The 21,449-nt window shown below is 64.7% G+C and carries 17 protein-coding genes and 2 pseudogenes; 8 read left to right on the forward strand and 11 right to left on the reverse strand.

Annotated features, from left to right (window positions below; genetic code table 11):
* Positions 1 to 38 precede the first annotated feature (38 nt).
* On the forward strand, positions 39 to 1,217 hold the full coding sequence (locus tag AzCIB_RS08240) for a tyrosine-type recombinase/integrase (RefSeq protein ID WP_050418285.1): 1,179 nt from the start codon (positions 39 to 41) through the stop codon (positions 1,215 to 1,217).
* Positions 1,218 to 1,549: 332 nt separating this feature from the next.
* On the opposite strand, the gene AzCIB_RS08245 is transcribed toward AzCIB_RS08240, so the two are convergent.
* Both AzCIB_RS08245 and AzCIB_RS08250 read right to left on the reverse strand, forming a co-directional pair.
* Complete coding sequence (locus AzCIB_RS08245) at positions 1,550 to 2,572, reverse strand: IS110 family RNA-guided transposase (RefSeq protein ID WP_050415454.1); 1,023 nt, start codon at positions 2,570 to 2,572, stop codon at positions 1,550 to 1,552.
* Between the two features lie 443 nt (positions 2,573 to 3,015).
* A complete protein-coding gene (locus tag AzCIB_RS08250; RefSeq protein WP_050415455.1) occupies positions 3,016 to 5,313 on the reverse strand; it encodes a TonB-dependent receptor in 2,298 nt (765 codons plus the stop codon).
* Between the two features lie 160 nt (positions 5,314 to 5,473).
* On the opposite strand from AzCIB_RS08250, the gene AzCIB_RS08255 reads away from it, so the two are divergent.
* Positions 5,474 to 6,892, forward strand: a complete 1,419-nt coding sequence (locus AzCIB_RS08255) for a sensor histidine kinase (RefSeq protein ID WP_050415456.1) — start codon at positions 5,474 to 5,476, stop codon at positions 6,890 to 6,892.
* Entirely contained in the window at positions 6,893 to 7,525 is a 633-nt protein-coding gene (locus tag AzCIB_RS08260) for a response regulator transcription factor (protein WP_050415457.1), read from the forward strand.
* Between the two features lie 220 nt (positions 7,526 to 7,745).
* Here AzCIB_RS08260 and AzCIB_RS24155 read toward each other — a convergent pair.
* Both AzCIB_RS24155 and cadR read right to left on the reverse strand, forming a co-directional pair.
* Positions 7,746 to 7,990 (reverse strand): annotated as a pseudogene (locus tag AzCIB_RS24155) (IS5/IS1182 family transposase); the annotation flags it as partial.
* A gap of 151 nt (positions 7,991 to 8,141) precedes the next feature.
* Entirely contained in the window at positions 8,142 to 8,612 is a 471-nt protein-coding gene (gene cadR, locus AzCIB_RS08270) for a Cd(II)/Pb(II)-responsive transcriptional regulator (RefSeq protein WP_050415459.1), read from the reverse strand.
* Positions 8,613 to 8,721: 109 nt separating this feature from the next.
* Between cadR and AzCIB_RS08275 the strand changes: the two genes are divergently transcribed.
* The 3 genes from AzCIB_RS08275 to AzCIB_RS08285 all read left to right on the forward strand — a co-directional run bounded on the left by AzCIB_RS08275 (position 8,722) and on the right by AzCIB_RS08285 (position 12,294).
* The gene (locus AzCIB_RS08275; protein WP_050415460.1) at positions 8,722 to 11,121 is read left to right on the forward strand and encodes a heavy metal translocating P-type ATPase; all 2,400 of its coding nucleotides are present in this window, start codon (positions 8,722 to 8,724) and stop codon (positions 11,119 to 11,121) included.
* A 47-nt stretch (positions 11,122 to 11,168) separates the two neighbouring features.
* Complete coding sequence (locus AzCIB_RS08280; protein WP_050415461.1) at positions 11,169 to 11,687, forward strand: hypothetical protein; 519 nt, start codon at positions 11,169 to 11,171, stop codon at positions 11,685 to 11,687.
* Positions 11,688 to 11,829: 142 nt separating this feature from the next.
* Positions 11,830 to 12,294, forward strand: a complete 465-nt coding sequence (locus tag AzCIB_RS08285; RefSeq protein ID WP_050415462.1) for a disulfide bond formation protein B — start codon at positions 11,830 to 11,832, stop codon at positions 12,292 to 12,294.
* Between the two features lie 33 nt (positions 12,295 to 12,327).
* Here AzCIB_RS08285 and AzCIB_RS08290 read toward each other — a convergent pair whose 3' ends face one another.
* A complete protein-coding gene (locus tag AzCIB_RS08290; protein WP_050415463.1) occupies positions 12,328 to 12,666 on the reverse strand; it encodes a YnfA family protein in 339 nt (112 codons plus the stop codon).
* Positions 12,663 to 13,076 carry a mercury resistance transcriptional regulator MerR gene (merR, locus tag AzCIB_RS08295; RefSeq protein ID WP_502685648.1) on the reverse strand — a complete coding sequence of 138 codons (414 nt, stop codon included), beginning with the start codon at positions 13,074 to 13,076 and terminating at the stop codon, positions 12,663 to 12,665. Before merR ends, AzCIB_RS08290 begins: the two co-directional genes overlap by 4 nt.
* A 39-nt stretch (positions 13,077 to 13,115) precedes the next feature.
* Here merR and AzCIB_RS23700 point away from each other — a divergent pair, with 39 nt between their 5' ends.
* Complete coding sequence (locus AzCIB_RS23700) at positions 13,116 to 13,331, forward strand: mercuric transporter MerT family protein (RefSeq protein ID WP_083446926.1); 216 nt, start codon at positions 13,116 to 13,118, stop codon at positions 13,329 to 13,331.
* Positions 13,292 to 14,278, forward strand: a pseudogene (locus AzCIB_RS23705) (IS1595 family transposase). The gene AzCIB_RS23700 and the pseudogene AzCIB_RS23705 overlap by 40 nt, the downstream one beginning before the upstream one ends.
* Positions 14,279 to 14,351: 73 nt before the next feature.
* Here AzCIB_RS23705 and AzCIB_RS08305 read toward each other — a convergent pair.
* The 5 genes from AzCIB_RS08305 to AzCIB_RS08325 all read right to left on the reverse strand — a co-directional run bounded on the left by AzCIB_RS08305 (position 14,352) and on the right by AzCIB_RS08325 (position 21,449).
* Positions 14,352 to 14,708: a copper-binding protein gene (locus tag AzCIB_RS08305; protein WP_050415465.1), complete on the reverse strand. Its 357-nt coding sequence runs from the start codon at positions 14,706 to 14,708 to the stop codon at positions 14,352 to 14,354.
* A gap of 90 nt (positions 14,709 to 14,798) precedes the next feature.
* Positions 14,799 to 17,954, reverse strand: coding sequence for an efflux RND transporter permease subunit (locus AzCIB_RS08310; protein WP_050415466.1), 3,156 nt, complete (start codon positions 17,952 to 17,954; stop codon positions 14,799 to 14,801).
* Positions 17,951 to 19,510 carry an efflux RND transporter periplasmic adaptor subunit gene (locus AzCIB_RS08315; RefSeq protein ID WP_050415467.1) on the reverse strand — a complete coding sequence of 520 codons (1,560 nt, stop codon included), beginning with the start codon at positions 19,508 to 19,510 and terminating at the stop codon, positions 17,951 to 17,953. The genes AzCIB_RS08310 and AzCIB_RS08315 overlap by 4 nt, the downstream gene beginning before the upstream one ends.
* Positions 19,511 to 19,535: 25 nt before the next feature.
* A complete protein-coding gene (locus AzCIB_RS08320; RefSeq protein WP_050415468.1) occupies positions 19,536 to 20,831 on the reverse strand; it encodes a TolC family protein in 1,296 nt (431 codons plus the stop codon).
* A gap of 156 nt (positions 20,832 to 20,987) precedes the next feature.
* Positions 20,988 to 21,449 carry a hypothetical protein gene (locus AzCIB_RS08325; protein WP_050415469.1) on the reverse strand — a complete coding sequence of 154 codons (462 nt, stop codon included), beginning with the start codon at positions 21,447 to 21,449 and terminating at the stop codon, positions 20,988 to 20,990.

The raw sequence follows: 21,449 nt of genomic DNA on the forward strand, positions 1-21,449 counted from the left end.
AAATAATGAGGCCCGGGATCGCTCCGAGGATGCGGAAAATGACTGATTCCCTCATGGTTCCCGGCCCGTTCGAGGGCCTCCGGCTTCCGTCGGATCTGGATGGCAGTCACGGCCACAATCGTGCCGTCGGCAAGGTGGCCCAGATTGCGGCCGCCAACGATCTGCAGGCGATCCAGGCGTGGCTCGCGCGCTTTGCCGACACACGCACGACCTTCGATAACTACCGCAAGGAAGCCGAGCGGTTGTATCTCTGGGCGGTGTTTCAGCTCGGACGGCCGATCTCGTCGCTTACGCACGAGGACTTCCTCGTGTACCAGCGCTTTCTGGCCGATCCGCAGCCGCGCGACAAGTGGGTGGCCGGCGCCGGTCGGAAGCACCCGCGGGGGGATCCACGCTGGCGCCCGTTCTATGGACCATTGGCCCCGACAAGCCAGCGGCAAGCGATGGTGATCCTCAACGTGATGTTCGCGTGGCTCGTGGAGGCCGGCTACCTGGCCGGCAATCCGCTGTCGTTGTCGCGGCATCGTACCCGTCGCCCCAAACCTCGCATCACGCGCTACCTCGATGCGGATCTCTGGCAGGAGGTGAAGGCGTACATCGAGGGCATGCCATGCGAGACCGATCGGGAGCGTGCCCACTATTTTCGAATCCGGTGGCTCTTTACCCTCCTCTATCTAGGCGGGCTGCGGATCTCCGAGGTCGGCTACAACACGATGGGCGCCTTCTTCTGCCGGCGCGATCGCGGCGGCGAGGAGCTTTGGTGGCTGGAAGTGCTGGGCAAGGGGGAGAAGGAACGATTGGTACCGGCAACCAGCGAGATGATCGTGGAACTCGCCCGGTACCGGCGTGAGTGCGGGCTTGCCCCCTACCCTACGCCCACCGAAGACACGCCGCTCGTGCTTCCGATTGGCAAATCACGGGCACCGCTTACCCGAGCCGCGCTGCACGCGATCGTGAAAAAGGTCTTCGACGGCGCAGCTTCCCGGCTACGGCAACGTGGTGAGGGATACGCTGCTCGAGCCGATCAGCTCGAGCGGGCCTCCGCTCACTGGCTACGGCACACCGCTGGTTCGCATATGGCTGACAAGCAGATTGATTTGCGCTCGATCCGCGACAATTTGGGGCATGAGTCGCTGAAGACCACCAGCCAGTACTTGCATACGGATGACGATGCTCGTCACCGGGAGACCGAGCAAAAGCATCGGATTGGTTGGTAGTCATTGGCCGGTGCCGTCGTGCCCTCACAATCCCATGCTTGCTGTCCTTTAGGTTCTTGGCCTTATGCAATCTATGGACTCCCCCGGAATTGCAAGTGACGGTCTTGGGCTTCTGGAAGCAAACCTGCAGGAATCTATCCGGCCTACTGTGACGCCCGTCGGCGCCGGCCCTGATGACATACGTTCCGCGGCCACCTCATTAGCTTCGCGGTCTGGCTTCGACCATTCCCATAAGCAGGCTCTTGCCGCGTCGGTTTGCACCGTCATCCCATCAACACGCTTCGCTCGCAATCTTCAGGCAGGAATCTTTCTGGCTAATCCATGCAGCGGATTCAAGCGGACACGGCTGCACTCCGATAATCAGTGCCGCGGGCCAACATCGCCCAGATGATGCGTGCATGCTTTGCGGCCAATGCGACGGCCGCGACATTGGCGCAGCTTCTCGCCTTGAGCGCTTCGGCCCAAGCACTCATCTGGTCGTGCTTTTGAGCGGTAAGACGCAGCACCGAGCGCGTACCGTGGATCAGCAAGGTTCGCAGCACGACATCGCCCCGCTTGCTGATCGCACCGAGTTTCGCCTTGCCGCCGCTAGAGTTCTGGCGTGGCGTGAGCCCCAGCCAGGCTGCAAACTGGCGGCCGTTGGTGAAGGTGCTGGCGTTGCCGACACTGGCGACAAGGGCAGTGGCGGTGATTGGACCGATGCCTTCGATCGCCATCAGTCGTCGCGCCGGCTCGCTCTGGCGCGCCAGCGCCTCGATCTTTCGATCATAGGCCAAGATGCGCTCATCGAGCGCGCGCAACCGGTCGTGGAGCTCACCCATCGTCTCGCGGACAAGGATTGGCAACTGCTTTCCGCCGGCGCCAATCTCGGCCAGCAACCTCCGCACGTGCGAAACCCCTGTTGCAGCAACAATGCCAAATTCACCGAGCAGGCCGCGGATTTGGTTTACCAGCGCAGTACGTTCGGACACCGTTAATGCACGCGCTCGATGCACCGTCAGAACCGCCTGGGCCTCCTCCGACTTCACGGGCACAAACCGCATGTTCGGCCGCCCGACCGCTTCGCAGATCGCCTCGGCATCGTTCGCATCGTTCTTCCCACTCTTTCGGTATGGGCTCACGAACTGGCCGGCCATCAACCGTGCGTCGTGGCCGAGCTTGCCCAGTTCCCGTGCCCAGTAGTGCGATCCGGCGCACGCTTCAAGCCCGACTAGGCAAGGCGGCAGTTGGGCGAAAAACTCGCACACTTGAGAGCGGCTCAATGTCTTCCTGATAACGGGTTTGCCTTGCGGGTCAACGCCGTGCACCTGGAAAACAGACTTGGCGATGTCGAGACCGATGCGAACAACGTTCATGGCACACCTCCTTGGCTGGCTCGCTGCCGTCATGGCCGCGACCGGGTCAGTTTCCCGCTAGACGGGAGGGGGAGTCCATTTCATTAGCTTTGCATAAGGCCGAGGACCAGGAGTTGCCCCCTGCCCTTCTTCGTTTGACATTATCCGCCAAGGGTCGGCAACCGTACCGGTCGTTCGGCCGAGAGCCAAGCAAACGTTCAAAACGTCTTGTCAAGCGACATGGAGATTTGCCCCCTGACACTTCATGCATGGGCGCATGCAACGGATAGGCGCGCCGGCAATCCGCGCTTGAACACGTTACGTGGCTCCAAGAGCCCTTGAGAATTCGTTAAACGGCTGCCATTCCACGTAGCCGGGCTTCGGAAATTCTTACGGAGCGCAAACTACGGGCCAACGACGGCTTCCACATGTTCCTTTGTGGCGGGTCGAGTGCCAGCAACGGATTAGCTCCCCTTCCAGGTGTAACGCACGCCGATCCACGCGCTGCGCGGCGTGCCGGGGGCGAAGAACCGTTCATGGCGCCATTCGCCGGGATCCGCGGCAAACGCGTTGCCCGCGCCGACGAAAGGATTCTCCGCCAGCGCACCGGCGGTCGCGTAGCGCTTGTCGAAGAGGTTGTCGATGCGGCCGAACAGGGTCCAGCCGCGAGCGAACCGGTAGTCGGCACTCACATTGACGACGGCATATCCGGGAAGCTTCCCGCGGCCTCCGAACTCGCCGTCGGGTTCATGGCGGTTGTTCTCGTTCCCGCGCACATATTGGCCGGAGTATGCGAGGACGTCGGCCCCGAGGCGAAGGGCGTCGCCGGTGCGCCAGTCGAGACCGAGCTTCAGGCTGTGCCGTGGCAGTCCCGGAAGCCGGTCGCCGCGCGAAACGCGGATTTCGTCGTCGGGACACCCGCCTCCACCCTCCGTGCTGTTGTTCTCGGCGAGGATGCAGGCGGAGGACTGGAAGGTGGCCTCGAGGTAGCTGTAGTTCACCCGCCAGTCGAGGGCGCCGCTCTCCCCGGTCAGGCCCAGTTCGATGCCCTCGCGGCGGGTGCGCCCGAAATTGGTGAAATAGCCGAGGCTGCCGCCCGTGCCGACGAAGAGGATGTCGTCGCGGTTGGTGCTGCGGAAGGCGCTTGCGTTCCACTGCACGTTTCCGGCGAGCTTGCCACGCACCCCCAGTTCGAAGGTCCGGGTGACGACCTGATCGAGGAAGGGGTCAGCGGCCATCGCATTGGGCAGGCTGCAGGCATTCTCGGGATCCGCACAGCCCAGTTCAATCGGCGTCGGCGCGCGGTTGCCCTGGGAAAAGCCGCCGTACATGGTGAGAGCGGGCGCGGCTTCCCAAGTGAGGCCCAACGCGGGGTTGAGCTTGTGATAGGTGAAATCGCCGTTGAGGGCGTCGCCCATGCGGTCCCGGTTGATGACCCGGGTGCGATTGAAACGCAGCGAGCCGGTCATATGTGCGGAGGGGACCAGCATGACGGTGTCGGTGGCATAGACGCTGGTGGTTCGGGTGCGGCCGAGCAGGCCGTTCACCTGTTCCTCATCCTCTGCCGCGGCGATGCCGCGGCTCCCGGTGAGTTCGCCGCCCTGCTCACTCTGGCGGAAGCCGGCACGGCTGCGGTCGTGGGACACGCCGACGGCGAACTGGTGCGCACCGGCGATGCGGCTCCACTGAAGAGCCAGCCCCGCTGCGTTCTGGTCGGTGCGGGTGCGGTTGAGCACACCACTTTCCGGGCCGTCGCCGGCGGGGAAGCCGGCATCGGCCCATTCCTCGAACTCGTTCTCATACTCGTCGTTGCCGTCGCCGTTCAGCGTGCGGGTGCGGGTGCGCCGCGCGTAGATCGTGCCGGAGATCTGGTCGTTGTCGTTCAGCCAATGGCTCCCGGAGAGCGCCAACAACGTGCTCCGGTTCTTCGTCTGGTCCGGATGGGTGAAGATCGCCTCACGCCGCTGGTGCTGCATACTCTCCGGCACCAGACCGTTGCCGATCAGGTCGGTGCTGGCGTGAGCGAGGGTCAGCGCGACATCCGTCCCCCACTTGGTCCATGCGAACTTGCCGAACAGCTGGCCGACCTCCGACGGAGAACGGTCGCGCCATCCCTCCTCCTTCATCCCCTCGGCAGCGACAAACCAGGAGAGTTCGTCGCGCTTGCCGCCGTGCTCCACGGATCCGCCGCGGCGATTAAAGGAACCACCGTACAGCTCCATCGCGCCACCCGGGTGAGTGTCGCCGCGCTTGGTCTGGATTGCCAGCGCGCCCCCGAGGGTGTTCAGTCCGTAAAGCGGGTTGGAGCCGGGCACCAGCGTCATCGTCGCGATCGCCGCCTGGGGGATCAGATCCCAATTGACCACATCGCCGAACGGCTCGTTGACGCGCACGCCGTCGAGGAACACGGAGAGGCCTTGGGGTGTTCCGAGCAGCGGCGAGGCGGAAAAGCCGCGGTAATTGACTTCGGCCTGGTAGGGGTTGCCCTGGATCTCGTTGACATTGACGCTGGGCAGCCTGCGCTGCAGGTCCTCGGCCAGTGACACACCGCCCGCCTCGCGCAGTTGCCGGCTGCTCAGGGTCTGGACATTGGCGGGGACCTGTTCTCTTGGAAGGCCGATCCCGGGTAGCAGCGTGGTGCCGACGACCTCCACCGGCGCGAGCTCGACCGTCTCGGCGGCCACGACCGTCGCGGCGGGTCCCAGGGAAGCGATCAGGATCGCGAGTGCTTTGCGGATCGGTGGCCGGCGGTCGGGCTGCATGAAAGTCCTCGTAGTCTGCTGGTATCCGTCGGTGGGTTGCCTGTGCCGTGGTCCCGCCGGCTGCACGACGCAGCGTACGCAGGCTGCGCCTTGCCTTCCATAGGAAAAATTCCCGATTTTCTCGATGCGCCTCCTGTCGGGCCGGTGTGATACTCCCCGCATGGAACTGACCTACGTACTGTTGCGCCGTGCAGCGGCGATTTCGCTTGCCTGTCTGCTCTGCGTCCTGCTGCTCGCGGTGTGGCGGGCGCGATCGGACGTGCGTCGGGAGGGGCTGGGCGCAGGGCAGCTTGCGCAGCTGAGCAGCCAGCTCGCCGCTTTGCAGAACGTGGCGGAAAGCGGGCTCCAGGAGAAGATCGGGGCCCTGCGCGAGGTGGGGCATTTGCGCCACCTCGACTTCCGGCTCGAAGATGCGGGCAGCGGGGAAGTACTGGCGCAGTCGAAGGCGGAGGAGTTGCCGCCGCTTGCGATGCGACCCTTCCTGTGGCTGCTGAACCTCTTTGCGCGCCCGCATGCCGCGGAGGAGTCGTCCTGGCATCTCGAGCGTGCGGATGGCCGCAGCTTTCGCGTCACGCTGACCACGAATCCGTTCAGCGAGCAAAGAGAGGCGTTCGACGACATCGTCGGCGTCACCGGTGTCCTGCTCCTCTATAGCCTTTGCCTGCTGGTGGCCCTGTACTGGGCAGTCCGTCATGCCTTTGCACCGCTGCGCCGCATTCTGGACACCATCGGTGCATTCGAACGCCAGGACTATCGGGCACGCCTGCCGGCGATGCGTATCCGCGAAATGGATGTGATCGCGCGTGCGCTCAACCACCTGGCGGCGGCACTGGGCCAGATACAGGAGGAGCGGCGCCTGCTCAGCCTGAAGCTGCTGACCCTGCAGGAGGACGAGCGCAGTCACATCGCCCGCGAACTGCATGACGAACTCGGCCAGTCGCTCACCGCGATGCGTGCGGACGCGACCTACCTGCTGCGGCGGACCGATCAGCAGCCGGAGCTGCACGCCGTCGTCGCGGAACTGGAGCAGCAATGCGCCCGTGTCCAGCAGGACATCCGCGACCTGCTGGGCTGGCTTGGCAAGCCGAGCGATGCGACGAACCGCGGGCCGATTCCGATCGACGAGCTTGTCGAGGCCTTGGTCGAGAGCTGGCGTAACCGTCCGGGGCAAACGATCGAATACCGGCTGACGGTCGACCTCGGCGACATCGATATCCCGCAAGCTCTGGCACTGACCCTGTACCGCATGACCCAGGAGGCGCTGACCAACGTGGCCCGCCACGCCGACGCCAAGACGGCGGCGGTCCGCCTCGTCACCCGCCCCGGGCAGGCCATCGAGTGGTCAGTATGTGACGACGGCGTCGGCATCGCCTCGTACAACGAGGCATCGCAGCAGGGCAACGGCTTGGCCGGCATTCGTGAGCGGGTCTGGGCCCATGGTGGCGAACTGGAAATGCTGGATCGGGGGCCAACGGGCTCGGCGCCGGGGCTACGTCTGGTCGCATGCTTTCCTTGCCCGGAAGCGGAACGCGCTTCAGGCGCCCCTAGCATGCGCAACGACGAACTGGAGGCCAACTGAATGACCTGCCTGCGCGTGGCAATCGCCGACGATCACGCCGTGGTGCGAACCGGCTTTCGACGGTTGTTGGAACTCGAGCCGAATGTCACCGTGGTGGCGGAATTTGGCGACTGCGAAACGGCATACACATGGCTGTGCGCCAATCGCGCCGATATTCTTGTGCTCGATCTTTCAATGCCCGGCCGCGGCGGCCTCGAAACGTTGCGGCGACTGAAAGCCAGAGTGCCAACGCTGAAGATCCTCGTCTTCAGCATGCATGGCGCGCCGGCGATGGTCAGTCAGGCGATGCAGGCCGGAGCCGACGGCTATTTGACCAAGAGCAGCGCGCCGGAAGCGTTGATCTCGGCAGTGCTGGACCTCGGCGCGGGCGGGCACCCGTTGTCGCAGGAGGCCGCACACGCCTTGAACGAAGCCGGGAACGACAGCCAAGCGCCCCACCTGGTGCTGTCGCCACGGGAATTCCAAGTATTCACCCTGCTCGCACAGGGACTGGCGGTAGACGAGATCGCGGGGCGCCTGTGCGTCAGCGCCAAGACCGTGGCCAACTATCAGACAGCCATCCGGCAGAAGACCGGACTGGGCAACGCGCTGGCGATGTTTCGCTACGCGCGGACCCACACATTGCTCGAGTGAGCCGAAATGCGCCAGCCTTCCACCCTCTACTGATTGATTCAGCGGGCTTCAGTCCAGCCCCTTTCTGGACGAAGGGTGCATCACGGTCCCGGTGTGACCGAGGCTGTATAAAACGGCTGACGATGCGCCAGCTGTCGGGCCGCTTCCACGCGACCCTTTGCAACCCAAGTCATTCGATGACGACGAGGCGACGCTGTTGAGGTCGTAAGATAGGACTGCTTCAGTCTCTCATCGCCACCATCAGCACCTCATTTCCCATCAGCTTCATCACCGGCGTCAGGTTGTACGCCAGAACGTGCAGATTCTTCTCCGTCTGACGCGTTCGAGCTCCCTGGTCAGGACGTGGGTTGCGCCCATCCACGCCTTGAGGGTGCCGGAGGGGTGTTCGACGGTCCGACGGCGGATCCGCATGCTGTCAGGCGCGTCATCGAGCCGCGCCTGCATGACCTCCAGCTCTTCCTCATGCAATTCGCGATGGCCACCTGCTTTCATGGAGCTGCCCCGTCCAGCACAGAAAACGTACGCCACCCCGATCAACCCGCCGACATTTCGGATTCAAATGACTCCTGTGCGGCTGAACACGGTGTCGTTCATTTTTGGCCCACCCATGCCGACATCACTTTCCGGCATTGCGGACTCGTGCACCGCCATGCGCGCCATGCACGTGCCCGCCACCGATAGGTGCTCCGTGACACGAAGGTTGCGACAGCTCATGCAGGATTCCGCAGTGGGCAGCATCCCGTGCCTGGGGGCATTGTTCGCGCAGGCTCTTGAGTTGCCGTTCCAGCGCGCGCAGTTCGCGGATACGGGCTGCGACGTGGCCGATGTGCGCGTCGAGCAACGTGTTCACGTCGCCGCAGTTCTCGCCCGGCGCATCCTTGAAGCGCAGCAGGATACGAATCTCGTCCAGCGCCATGTCCAGCGACCGGCAATGGCGGATGAACGACAAGCGCTCGGCGTGGGTGTCCTCGTAGATGCGGAAATTGCCCTCCGTACGCACCGGGGCGGCCAGCAACCCTTCGCGCTCGTAGTAGCGGATGGTCTCTACCGGGGCGCCGGTCATTCTTGCCAGCTCACCGATTTTCATGTTGCTTTCCCTCCAGGTGGGAAGAAAGGTCGTACCGGCATTCTAGGTCCTTGACTCTGTAGCGACTACAGATTGTTAAATGACTCAAGTCCAGACAAAGGAATCGACCATGCGCAAACGCAGTGATGGCGGCTGCGGCTGTTCCTCCCTGCCGCAGCCGCGGGAGTCGTCGCCCGCCGAACCTCACAGGGCGCAGTCCCCGATCGACAGCCCGGATTGCCCCACCGATGCGGCGCTACTCCGCAACAATCTTGAACCCCTCGACGGCGTGACGGGACTCGACCTCTCCGTGCCCCGGCAAAGGTCGGACGTAAGCGATCGCCCCAACCCGCCGTTCTCGGCCGACGCCGCCTTGCCAGCCACCGGTGCGCCGGCACAGCGCATCGATGAGACGACTGCTGCCGTGCGCACGACGCTCACGATCGCAGGGATGGACTGCCCGACCGAGGAAGCGTTGATCCGGAGCAAGCTCGCCGGCATGGCCGGAGTGGCGGCGCTGGATTTCAACCTTGTCCAGCGTCGCCTGAGCGTGATGCATCGTCCGGGGGCATTGGACGCGGTCCTCGGCGCCCTGCAAGCCATTGGTCTCGAAGCGAAGATCGAATCGGACGGCACGGAGAGCGCAGCCGCGCCGATCAAGTCCGCACCGAAGACCCACTGGTGGCCGATGGCCCTGGCCGGAGTCACTGCGACGTTGGCCGAGGGGGTGTATTGGCTCAACGGCGGCGATCACTGGGCCGTCCTGGTGCTCGCGCTGGTGTCGATCCTCAGTGGCGGTCTGTCGACCTACAAGAAAGGCTGGATCGCGCTCAGGCATCGCAATCTCAACATCAACGCACTCATGTCGATTGCCGTGACCGGCGCGATGCTTATCGGACATTGGCCGGAAGCGGCCATGGTGATGTTCCTCTTCGCGCTGGCCGAGGTGATCGAAGCGAAATCGCTCGATCGGGCGCGCAACGCAATTCGCGGCCTGATGGAACTCGCGCCCGACACCGCGACCGTGCGCCAGCCCGATGGAAGCTGGGTGGCCGTGCCGGCCAAAACGGTGCCGTTGGCCGCCGTGGTGCGCGTGCGCCCCGGCGAGCGGATCGCGCTCGATGGCGTGGTGATCCGCGGACGTTCGACGGTCAATCAGGCGCCCATCACTGGCGAGAGCCTGCCAGTGGACAAGGCCGAAGGCGACAGCGTATTTGCGGGCACGATCAACGAGGCGGGATCGTTCGAATATCGCGTGACGGCCGAGGCGAACCATTCCACGCTGGCCCGTATCATTCACGCGGTCGAATCGGCCCAGGGCAGCCGCGCACCCACCCAGCGATTCGTCGACCAATTCGCCCGGATTTACACGCCGGCCGTGTTCGCCGTCGCGCTGCTGGTGGCCATCGCACCCCCGCTGGCCTTTGGCGGCGCATGGATGGACTGGATCTACAAAGCGCTGGTGCTGCTGGTAATTGCCTGTCCGTGTGCGCTGGTAATTTCGACGCCGGTTACCATCGTCAGCGGTCTCGCCGCGGCCGCCCGCAAGGGCATTTTGGTCAAAGGCGGCGTGTATCTCGAAGAGGGGTGCAAGCTCGCCACGCTGGCGCTCGACAAGACCGGCACGATTACGTACGGCAAACCCGCCCAGACTGACTTCGTCGCGCTAAGCGATGATGCGAACAGGATCCATATTCTGTCAGGCAGCCTCGCCGCGCGCTCCGATCATCCGGTCTCGCTGGCGATCGCCCGGGCGGCGACCGATCTCGGATGGGTGCTGCGCGAGGTGGCCGATTTCGCTGCCATTCCCGGCCGGGGGGTGCGGGGCAGCATTGACGATCACCCCTATCACCTCGGCAATCATCGACTGATTGAGGAGCTCGGGCTGTGCTCGCCCGACATTGAAAGGAGGCTCGACACGCTAGAGCGACAGGGCAAGACGGCGGTGCTATTGGCCAACCAGACCGGGGTGCTCGCCATTTTCGCGGTCGCCGACACCGTGCGCGAGACGAGCAGGCAGGCGATCGCCGACCTGCATTCCCTCGGCGTGAGAACGCTGATGCTCACCGGAGATAACCTTCACACCGCCGAAGCGATCGCCGGCGCGGTGGGTATCGATGAGGCAAGGGGCAACCTGCTGCCCGAAGACAAACTCGCGACCATCGAATCGCTCCTGGCGAACGGCAAGGGTGGCAAGGTCGGCATGGTGGGCGACGGCATCAACGATGCTCCTGCGTTGGCCCGCGCGGACATCGGCTTCGCGATGGGGGCAGCCGGTACGGACACCGCCATCGAGACCGCGGACGTGGCGCTGATGGACGACGACCTGCGCAAGATCCCCGCCTTCTTGCGTCTGTCGCGCGCCACCGCTGCGGTGCTGACACAGAACATCGCTCTTGCACTCGGCATCAAGGCGGTGTTTCTGATGCTCACCTTTACCGGGCAAGCCACGATGTGGATGGCGGTATTCGCCGACATGGGGGCCAGCCTTCTGGTGGTAGGAAATGGTTTGCGCTTGTTGCGGCGATAGGGGAGCAGAAGTCTGAAGGCATTTTTCAATCTACAGGAGGCTGCAAAATGAAAAAAACGACTTTGATCGCGGCGATGATGGCTGCCGTGCTTCCAGCGCTGCCGAGCATAGCTCAGCAAACGGCGCCCCCTCCCGCGAAAGACGCTCAGGTGCAGCGGAAAGCACCCGACGTCGCCGAGTTCGACAAGCAAATGGCGCAGATGCAGCAGAACATGCAGCAGATGCAGGAGCAAATGGAGAAGATCCGTCAGGTTCAGGACCCGCAGGAACGGCAAAAGCTGCTTCAGGAACACTGGGCGACCATGCAGAACAGCATGGCAATGATGCACGGCATGTGGGGGCCCGGAATGATGGGATGCTGTGCAAGCGGCCCGATGATGGGAGGGGGAATGAAAAGCGGCCACATGATGGGCTGGCGTGGAATGGGCGATTACTACTCGAAACTCACGCCGGATCAGATGAAGCAGCGCCAGTACATGATGGATCGATACATGGGCATGCAGCAGCAGATGATGGACCACATGATGCAGCATCAGAATTACATGTGGATGCAGCCTTCTCGGTGAGAAGGATGGGGAGTCGGCCCCCGGTCTACCGGCCTTGGCTTCGGGCCCAATCTTTCGGGTTGGGCTTCTTTCCCGACGACGATATCGACAAGCGCGCGATCCCTGAATACATTGCTGCATCATTACCGGAGCTGAACCCGAATTGACCAAGATCGACCGATGCTTGCGGGACAATACTCTGTCTGGCGCCGCCTGGTTTCTGGTGCTTGCGTGTTTCGGGGTCAGCGGCGTCGCGACGCTGGGTACGCTCGCGCTCAGCGGAATCATGCAACTACCGTGTTGCGTGCTGTGCTTGTATCAGCGGATCTTCCTGTTTCCCTTGGTTCCCGTAACGTTCGTGGGACTCATCATGTTCGACCGCAGGGTGGCGTACTTCTCACTCCCGTTAGCCGGTATCGGCTTGCTGCTCGCGGTTGTCCACCTATTTGTGATTACTGAAACCATACCCGCGGCCGAGGCGTTCAAGTCCTGCATCCAGGGCATACGCGACTCAAAGCTACAAGCCATGATGTGGTTCGGATTCGAGACGATCCCAATGTTGTCGACGGCGGCGTTTTCCGTTATCAACGCGCTGTTGGTGGCGGCACATCTCAAAATTTCAAAATGACCACGAGCGTTTGCCTTGTCGCGCTCCTCACTCCTAAATTTCCCCCGACGGCTGCAGCGCAATGACCGCCATCCCGACCAGTGCGATGGCCGCACCTGCGATATCCCAGCGCGTCAGCAGCACGCCATCGATGAACCGCAGCCATAGCAAGGCAACGGCGATGTACATGCCCCCATACGCCGCGTAAGTTCGTCCCGCCGCGGTGGGATGCAGCGTCAGCAGCCAGGCAAACAGTGCCAGGGACAGCGCGGCCGGGACCAGTAGCCAGGCGGTCTTACCCTGCTTCAGCACCAGGAACGGCAGATAGCAGCCGATGATCTCGGCGAGCGCCGTGACCGCGAATAGCGCGCTCAATCTGGCCAATTCGATCACGGGCGCCCCTGCAACGAAGCAATGAGTGGGCAGGTTACCGCCCCATGTGACGATCCGCAGCGGGCAACCAACTGGTTCAGCACCGCTTCGATGTTGCGCAGATCAGCGAGTCTCACTCGCACGTCCCCGAGTTTGAGTTCGGCGAGGATACGCGCTTCGTCGCAATGGGCGCCGTCCTCCAGTTTCAGCAGTTCGCCGACTTCATCCAGCGAAAAGCCGAGCCGTTGTGCAGATTTGATAAAGCGCACCCGGGCAAGGTCCTCGTCGGCGTAGCGGCGAATGCTGCTGCGCGGCCGTTCAGGTTCGGGAAGCAGGCCCTTGCGCTGGTAGAAACGGATGGTCTCGACGCCGACCCCCGCCGCTTCTGCCAGAACCCCGATGGAGAAACCGGCCGAGTGGATTTTCATCATGCTTGATTCCGTACTTAAGTACGGAAGTAAGCTTACACCATGCACCCGAAAAGCTCGATCGAGAATCTCCCGCGCCGTGATGGGCGCGGCAGCCTGCTCACCGGCGGCGTGGCGGCCATCCTGGCTTCCGCCTGTTGCGTGGGGCCATTGGCGCTGCTTGCGCTCGGCTTCTCCGGTGCATGGATTGGTACTCCGACGGCCCCTGAGCCCTGGTCATGGATACCCAAGCGTTCCAACACTTGTTGGCACAACTGAGCCAACTCAGCGGGAAGCAGAAGTCCCTTCTTTTGGGTGCGCTTCATGAGCCGCCCCGGCAGGATGAGCTTGAAGGTGCGGTGCCGGACCTGCATATCTGCCCTCATTGCGGCGCGCCATCAGCGCAATTGGCCTCGTGGGACTGGAGTCGCGGTCTGCGCCGTTATCGTTGTCGGGCGTGTGGGCGCACCTGCAATGCTTTGACCGCCACACCGCTGGCGCATTTGCGCAAAGGCGATTTGGCGAGACTATGCCGATGCATTGATCAGTGGCCTGACGGTCAGGCAGGCAGCGCGATACTGCGGCATTAGCAAGAACACGGCGTTTCTATGGCGACATCGTTTTCTGTAAGCGGTGGCCGGACATCATGACGAGCATGAGAACGGTATCGTTGAAGCCGACGAGACATTCTTCCTGGAGTCGTTCAAGGGGCAGCGCCACTTGCCCAGAGCGCCGCGCCGGCGCGGCGGAGTGGGGGCGACTCTTGGCACCGGAAAAGACCAGATTCCGGTGATGACGGTGCGAGACCGTCAAGGGTACGCCGCCGATTTCAAGCTGACCCAACTCGATGCCGCGCACATGCAGGACGCACTGCAGCCGCTGATTGATCGCGAGTCGGTCTTATGTACGGGCGGGGCCGCCGTCTACGCCGCCTTTGCGCGACGCTGTGGCATCACCCATCGGGTGGTGTATGCCAAACCCAAGCAGAGCGAGTCCGTGAGGGCGCCTTCCATATCCAGAACGTCAATGCCTATCACAGCCGGCTCAAGAACTGGATGGCACGCTTTCACGGTGTCGCGACCAGCTACCTCGTCAATTACCTCTGTTGGCGACGCATGCCGGAACGCTACCGGAAAGCTATCCGACCCGCGCACTGCCTGTACGAGGCCGTCGGACGTCCCATGCAACACGTAATTGGGACATTGCGCTTCATAACGGTCTCTTGATGTCCGCTGACCGATCGTCCGCGGTTTGCGAAAAGCTTTGGAGGCGATTTCCCCCAAAGCTTCGTAGCACCGCTTACTTGACCGTGGTCACGAGATAGCCCTTGCCTTCCTTCACAAATTCGAAGTCCACCTTCTTGCCGTCGGCGAGCCTGTCGAACAGCGTCTTGTCTTTGATGCCGAAGGTCATGGTCATCGCCGGCCAGTTCATGCTCTTGACCGCTTCGTGGGCGAAAGTCACCGTACCGGCCGCGGTATCCATCGCCTTGACGACGCCGACGGCCGTATGCGTCGTCGTGCCCGCGGCGGATGGCTTGCCCATGTCCATGCCTTTCATGTCCATGTTCTTCATGTCGTCCATCTTCTGCTGTGCGAAGGCGCTGCCTGCCAGCATCAGGGTGGCCAGAACGGATGCGAGAATCGTCTTCTTCATGAGGTGCGTCCTTTCGTTGAGGGCGTGGGTGAAATTCGGGGGCTGATCGGTTCATCGGGAAATTGCACAGGCTTGCACGAGTCGATCGGATTACATCTGCAGCACCTCCTTTCCCGCGTCCGGCGCGAGATGGCGCCGCCGCAGCAGCAGATAGGCGGCCGGGATCACGAACATCGACAGCAGCGGTGCGGTGATCATGCCGCCGACCATCGGTGCGGCGATGCGCTGCATGACCTCGGAGCCGGTCCCCGTGCCCCACATGATGGGGAACAGGCCTGCGAGAATCACCGCGACGGTCATCGCCTTGGGCCGCACGCGCAGCACCGCGCCCTCGCGGATGGCGTCGAGCAGGTCGGCGCCGCCGTTCCTGCCGCGGTCGATACGCTCGTCCCAGGCGCTCTTCAGGTAGAGCAGCATGATCACGCCGAACTCGGCCGAGACGCCGGCCAGCGCGATGAAACCCACGGCCCCGGCCACCGACAGGTTGTAGCCGAGCAGGTACAGCAGCCAGATGCCGCCGACCAGCGCGAAGGGCAAGGTCGCCATGATCAGCAAGGCCTCGTCGAAGCGCTTGAAGGTGAGATACAGCAGCACGAAGATGATGAGCAGCGTGAACGGCACCACCACCTTCAGCTTCGCCGTTGCCCGCTCCAGGAACTCGAACTGGCCTGACCACGACACCGAATAGCCCGGAGGCAGCTTCACCTGCTCGGCCACCGCACGCTGCATGTCATGGACCGCCGAACGCAGGTCGCGCCCGCGGATATCCACGTATACCCAGCCCGACAGGCGGGCGTTCTCGCTCTTCAACATCGGCGGGCCGTCCACGACCTCGACCCGCGCCACGTCCGAGAGCAGGATGCGCGCCCCGCGTTCGGTGACGATCGGCAACCGGCGGATGCGCTCGACCGAATCGCGGATCTCGCGCGGATAGCGCACGTTGATCGGAAAGCGCGACAGGCCTTCGACCGTCTCGCCGATGTTCTCGCCGCCGATGGCCGACGACACCACCGACTGCACGTCGGCGATGTTCATGCCGAAGCGTGCGGCGGCGTCGCGATCGATCGTCACGTCGAGGTAGCGGCCGCCGGTCAGCCGCTCGGCCAGCGCCGACGACACGCCGGGCACGTCCTTGAGCACACCCTCGATCTCGGCCGTGATGCGGTCGATTCCGGCCAGCTGCGTGCCCGCCACCTTGACGCCGACCGGGCTCTTGATGCCGGTGGCCAGCATGTCGATGCGGTTGCGGATCGGCGGCACCCAGATATTAGCGAGGCCCGGCACCTTGACGATGCGGTCGAGCTCGTCGACCAGCTTGTCCGGCGTCATGCCCGGCCGCCATTCGCTGCGGGGCTTGAACTGGATCGTGGTCTCGAACATCTCCAGCGGTGCCGGGTCGGTCGCCGTCTCGGCGCGCCCGGCCTTGCCGAACACGCTCGCGACCTCGGGCACGGTCTTGATCAGGCGGTCGGTCTGCTGCAGCAGCTGCGCGGCCTTGCCCGCCGACAGGCCGGGCAGCGCCGTCGGCATGTAGAGCAGATCGCCTTCGTTGAGCGGCGGCAGGAACTCCCCGCCGATGTGCTGCAGCGGCCAGAGGCTCGCAACCAGGAGCAACGCGGCAACGATCAGGCTGATCTTGGGGGCACGAAGCACGGCATTGAGCAGCGGCTGGTAGGCGGCAATCAGCCAGCGGCTGAGCGGGTTGCTCTGCTCGTCCGGAATACGGCCGCGGATCAGGTAACCCATCAGCACCGGGATCAGGGTCACCGCCAAACCGGCGGCTGCCCCCATGGCGTAAGTCTTCGTGAAGGCCAGCGGTGAAAACAGCCGTCCTTCCTGCGCTTCCAGCGTAAAGACGGGGATAAAGGACAGCGTGATGATGAGCAGCGAGAAGAACAGCGCCGGGCCGACTTCGGCGGCCGAGTCGCCAATGACCCGCCAGTGCGCCTCCCCGGTCAGCTCATGCCCGGGGTGTTCGTGCTTCCACTGCTCGAGATGTTTGTGGGCGTTCTCGATCATCACCACCGCGGCATCCACCATGGCGCCGATGGCGATGGCGATGCCGCCCAGCGACATGATGTTGGCGTTGACGCCCTGGTAGCGCATGACGATGAAGGCGGCGAGGATGCCGAGCGGCAGCGAGACGATGGCGACGAAGGCCGAGCGCAGGTGGAAGAGGAAAATGAAGCAGACCACCGCGACGACGATGAACTCCTCGACCAGTTTGTGGCCGAGGTTGTCGACGGCGCGCTCGATCAGGCCGGAGCGGTCATAGACCGGCACGATGTCCACGCCCGCGGGCAGGCCCGACCGTAGCGACGCGAGCTTGGCCTTGACCGCCTCGATGGTCTCCAGCGCGTTCTTGCCCGTGCGCATGACGATGATGCCGCCGGCGGCCTCGCCTTCGCCGTCGAGTTCGCCGATCCCGCGGCGCATCTCGGGCCCCACCTGCACCTGTGCGACGTTGCCCAAGCGTACGGACACGCCGGCGTCAGTCGTCGTCAGGGGAATTTTGCGGAAGTCGTCCAGCGATTGCAGGTACCCCGACGCGCGTACCATGTACTCGGCCTCGCCGAGCTCCAGTACCGAGCCGCCGTTCTCCTGGTTGGCCCGCTGGATGGCTTCCACCACCTTGCCGTGCGGCAGGTTGTAGGCGCGCAGCTTGTCCGGGTCGAGCACCACCTGGTACTGCCTGACCATGCCGCCGATCGAAGCCACCTCGGCGACGTTGCGCACGGCCTTGAGCTCATACTTCAGGAACCAATCCTGCAGGGCGCGCAATTGGGCCAGGTCGTGCTGCCCCGTGCGGTCGACCAGGGCGTATTCAAAGACCCAGCCGACGCCGGTCGCATCCGGGCCGAGTGCGGTCTTGGCGCTCGCCGGCAGGCGCGACTGCACCTGATTCAGGTATTCCAGCACGCGAGAGCGCGCCCAGTAGAGGTCGGTGCCGTCCTCGAACAATACGTAGACGAAGGAGTCGCCGAAGAACGAGAAGCCGCGCACCGCCTTGGCGCCCGGCACCGACAGCATCGTGGTGGTGAGCGGATAGGTGATCTGGTTTTCGACGACCTGCGGCGCCTGGCCCGGGTAGGTGGTGCGGATGATGACCTGCACGTCGGAGAGGTCGGGTAGTGCATCGAGCGGGGTCCTGCCGACCGACCAGACGCCCCACGCCGCCACCATCGCGGTGGCCAGCAGCACGAGGAAACGGTTGTCGATGGACCAGCGGATGAGCCGGGCGATCATCGCTTCAGCTCCCCGGCGCCTTTCGGTTTGATGTGGGTCAGCTCCGGCATGCCGACCTTATTCATCGTAAAGGCGAAGCTCACCGACTGGCCCGTTTTCAATTCCGGCGGCAGGCCGGTTGTCGGCACACCGAAATCCATCGTCATCGCCCCCCATTGCAGGGAGGGAATGGGGCCGTGCGACAGGGTGATGGCAGCCTTGCCGATGGCTTCGATCCTGGCTTCGCCATGGTGCTCGACCGTTGCGGCGCCCGGCGTCGGCGGGCTACCCTCCATGCGGGTGGACGTCGCCTTGAGGCTGGCTTCCGAATCGACCAGGAACTGGCCCGACACCACGACCTTCTGGCCCGCCTCCAGGCCGTGCTTGATCTCGGTCTGCCCGCCCGACTCGACGCCGATGTCCACGTCCACGGGGCGGAACCTGCCGTCGGCCTCGGCCAGCATGACCACGCTGCGCCGGCCGGTCTGGATGACCGCTTCGGTCGGCACCAGCACCCCCTCTTCGGCCGCGGTGTTGAGGGCGACGCTGACGAACATGCCCGGCGCGAGTTGCGCCCCCGGATTGGCCAGTTCGACCCGCGCCTTCAGCGTGCGCGTGCCCGGATCGACCTCGGGCAGAATGGCCTGCACCCTGCCCTTGAACACGGTTCCTGGCAGCGCCGGAGAGCGCGCCTCCACGGCCGCGCCCGGGCGCAGCAAGCCGGCCTGGCTCTCGGGCACCTCGGCGTTGGCCCACACGGTGGACAGCCCGTTGATGCGGAACAGGGGCGCGCCAGGCATCACCGTCATGCCTTCGCGCGCCGCCAGCTCCACGACGACGCCGCCGGTCGGTGCGGTGAGCGCGATGTGCGGCTGCACCGTGTCGCTGGTTTCGACCAGGCGGATCTGATCGTCATTCATGCCGACCTGGCGCATGCGTTGGCGCGCGCCATCGACCAGCGCCGCCAGATCGTTGCCCTGAATGCGGCGCAGCGACAGGAATTCCTCCTGCGCGGCGACCCAGTCCGGGACGTAAAGATCGGCCAGCGCCTGACCCTTGCGCACCCGGTCCAGCGTGGCGCGTACATACAGGCGTTTGATGTAGCCGGCGGCGCGCGCCTGCACCACCGCCTGATCGCGCTCGTTGAAGGCGATGCTGCCGGCCGCCTCCACCTGCGGCGAAATCGTGCCGCGCCGGGCTTCGGCGGTGCGCACCCCGAGGTTCTGCTGCACCCGCGAGCTCACGGTGACGCCCCCGGGGTCTGCCCCATCCGGGTCATCGGCGTCGGCGTAGACGGGTACGAGTTGCATATCCATGAAGGGCGACTTGCCGGGCTTGCCGAATTTCTGCCCCGGCACCATCGGGTCGTGCCAATACAGCACGCGTCGGCCGGTGGACGGATCGATGTCCCCGGTCTTCATCGGGCCGGCCGCGGCTGCTGTGCCGGAGGCGGCGGCGTCCGCTGCGCCGGTCGATCGGTGGATGCCGCGCTGCATGCCGAGCGCGTACAGGCCGTAACCGCCGGCACCGAGCACGCTGGCAGCGAGGAGGCCGATCACGAGGGGTCTGACTGCCATGCGAGGTTTCTCCGAAGGGCCGGGTTCAAGGACGGGACGCCGCCACGTCATGGTCGGCCGGGATCAGGTAATTGAGTCGCGCCCACAGGCGCGCGGTCTCCATTTCGAGACGCAGGCGTTCGAGGCGGGTGTCGATTTCGTTGCGGCGGGCGTCGAGGACCGCCGCCAGGGGACTCGTTCCCCCCCGGTAGGCGGCCAGCGCCGCGCGGGTCCGCTCGGCGGCGAGCGGAATCAGCGCTCCGTCGTAGCGCGTCAGGCGCGCCCGGTTGCTGCGCCACTCCGCCAGCATCGCGAGTGCCTCCGCGACGTGTTCGCGCGCGGCTTCCTCACGCTGGGCATGCATCTGCTCCACCACCGCGAGCTTCGCGGCCAGCTCGCGGTCCTGGCGGTTTCTCTGATCCCACTGCAAGGGAATCGACACGTTGAAGGAGACCATGTTCGAGAACGCGGGGCCGCGCTGAGCGAACATCAGCTCCGCGCTCCAGTCTGCCTTCTTGTTGGAGCGCGCCAGTGCGGCCTCGGCCCCGGCGATCCCTTCCTGCGCGCTCAACACCGCAATCTGCGGGTGGTGGGCGAGTCGCGTTTCGAGGTCCACCGCCGCAAGATTCACGGTGTCGACGGTCGGACGGGCGCCCAGCGGCCGATCGGCGGCGTCGCCGACCCAGCGCGCCAACCCGATCCTGGCGGTGGCGACCTGGCGTTCGGCCTGAGCGATGCGGTCCTCGATCTGCACGACGGCCGCGCGCGCGACGAAGAGGTCGGCCTGCGCGCCCTTGCCGCCGCGGTAGGCGGCCTCGGCCGCATCGACCTGCAGGCGCGCCTCGTCGCGCTGGGCGACGAGCGCGTCGCGAATGCGCTCCTGGTAGTGGCGATCCAGCCACGCGATCGCCGTATCGCGTTGCAGGTCGGCCAGTGCCAGTACGCCGCCGGCGCGGGCGGCGTCGGCTTCGCGATCGAAGCGCGCCGCGCGGGCCTGGCGCTTGTCGGCGCGAGTGAATTCCTGCGCGATCCCGATCGAGCGCTGGGTCATGAAGTCGCGGGTGAGGCTGAAGCGGTCCGGGCCGTCGGTCGGCAGGTTGTCGATGCCGAGCTTGAGCATGGGATCGGGCAGTTGTCCGGCGGCCACCGCCATCTCGCCCGCGGCCCGCGCCGCGGCATCCTGCGCGGCGAGCTGGCGCGAACGATCCTGCGCGAGGCGCAGGGCCTGATCGAAATCCAGCGCGTTTTCGGCATGGGCGCCCAAAGCCGTAACGCCGATGGCGAAGGCGAGCGCATGTGCGACGGCGCGCCGCCGCCCGACACGGAATGAGTCGAAAGACATCGGATCTCCAGACAAGAAAGACGAAAAGCGAATCGGCTCGGGTGAGGTCCCGGGGGCCCGCAGGTCGACGAAAGCCGAACCCCGCAGGCGCGGACGAGCGGAAGCGCTGCGCGTAGCCGACCGATCAGGTCGTCGGCGCAGGCGTCGTCTGGACGATCAGATTCGGAAGCAGCAGTGCAGGATGGCGTGCGGCGGGGGTGCCGCAGCGAGGAGGCTGGGCGATGCTGCAGGCCGGGCCGGCGTCATCGGCGCCGGCAACGCCGGGATGATGTAGAGGCTGACGAGCAGGGCCGCCGGCACGGTCGGCGCTTGGGTGTGATCGCTCTGCTGGCCGAAATGAAAGTATTCGACGCAGAGGTTGGGATTGTCCGGGTCCGGCTGGTCCATCCCGGCGCAACCGGGCGCCATGTCCGCGACCGCTGTCGCGCCCGCGGAATCCTCGCTGGCCGGCGCCATGGCAGCTGGATCGGCCATCGAGCTCATCCCGGCCATGGACGTCGCCAAGCCGGAGCCGGTCGACGACCACTGCGGGCAGGCATAGGCCGCAACCGCCAGTTGCGCGAACAACAGAATGCCGACCAGCAGCCGGCAGATCAGTCGTTCGGCACGCCGCGCCAC

The sequence above is a fragment of the Azoarcus sp. CIB genome, assembly GCF_001190925.1.
Taxonomy (GTDB): Bacteria; Pseudomonadota; Gammaproteobacteria; order Burkholderiales; family Rhodocyclaceae; genus Aromatoleum.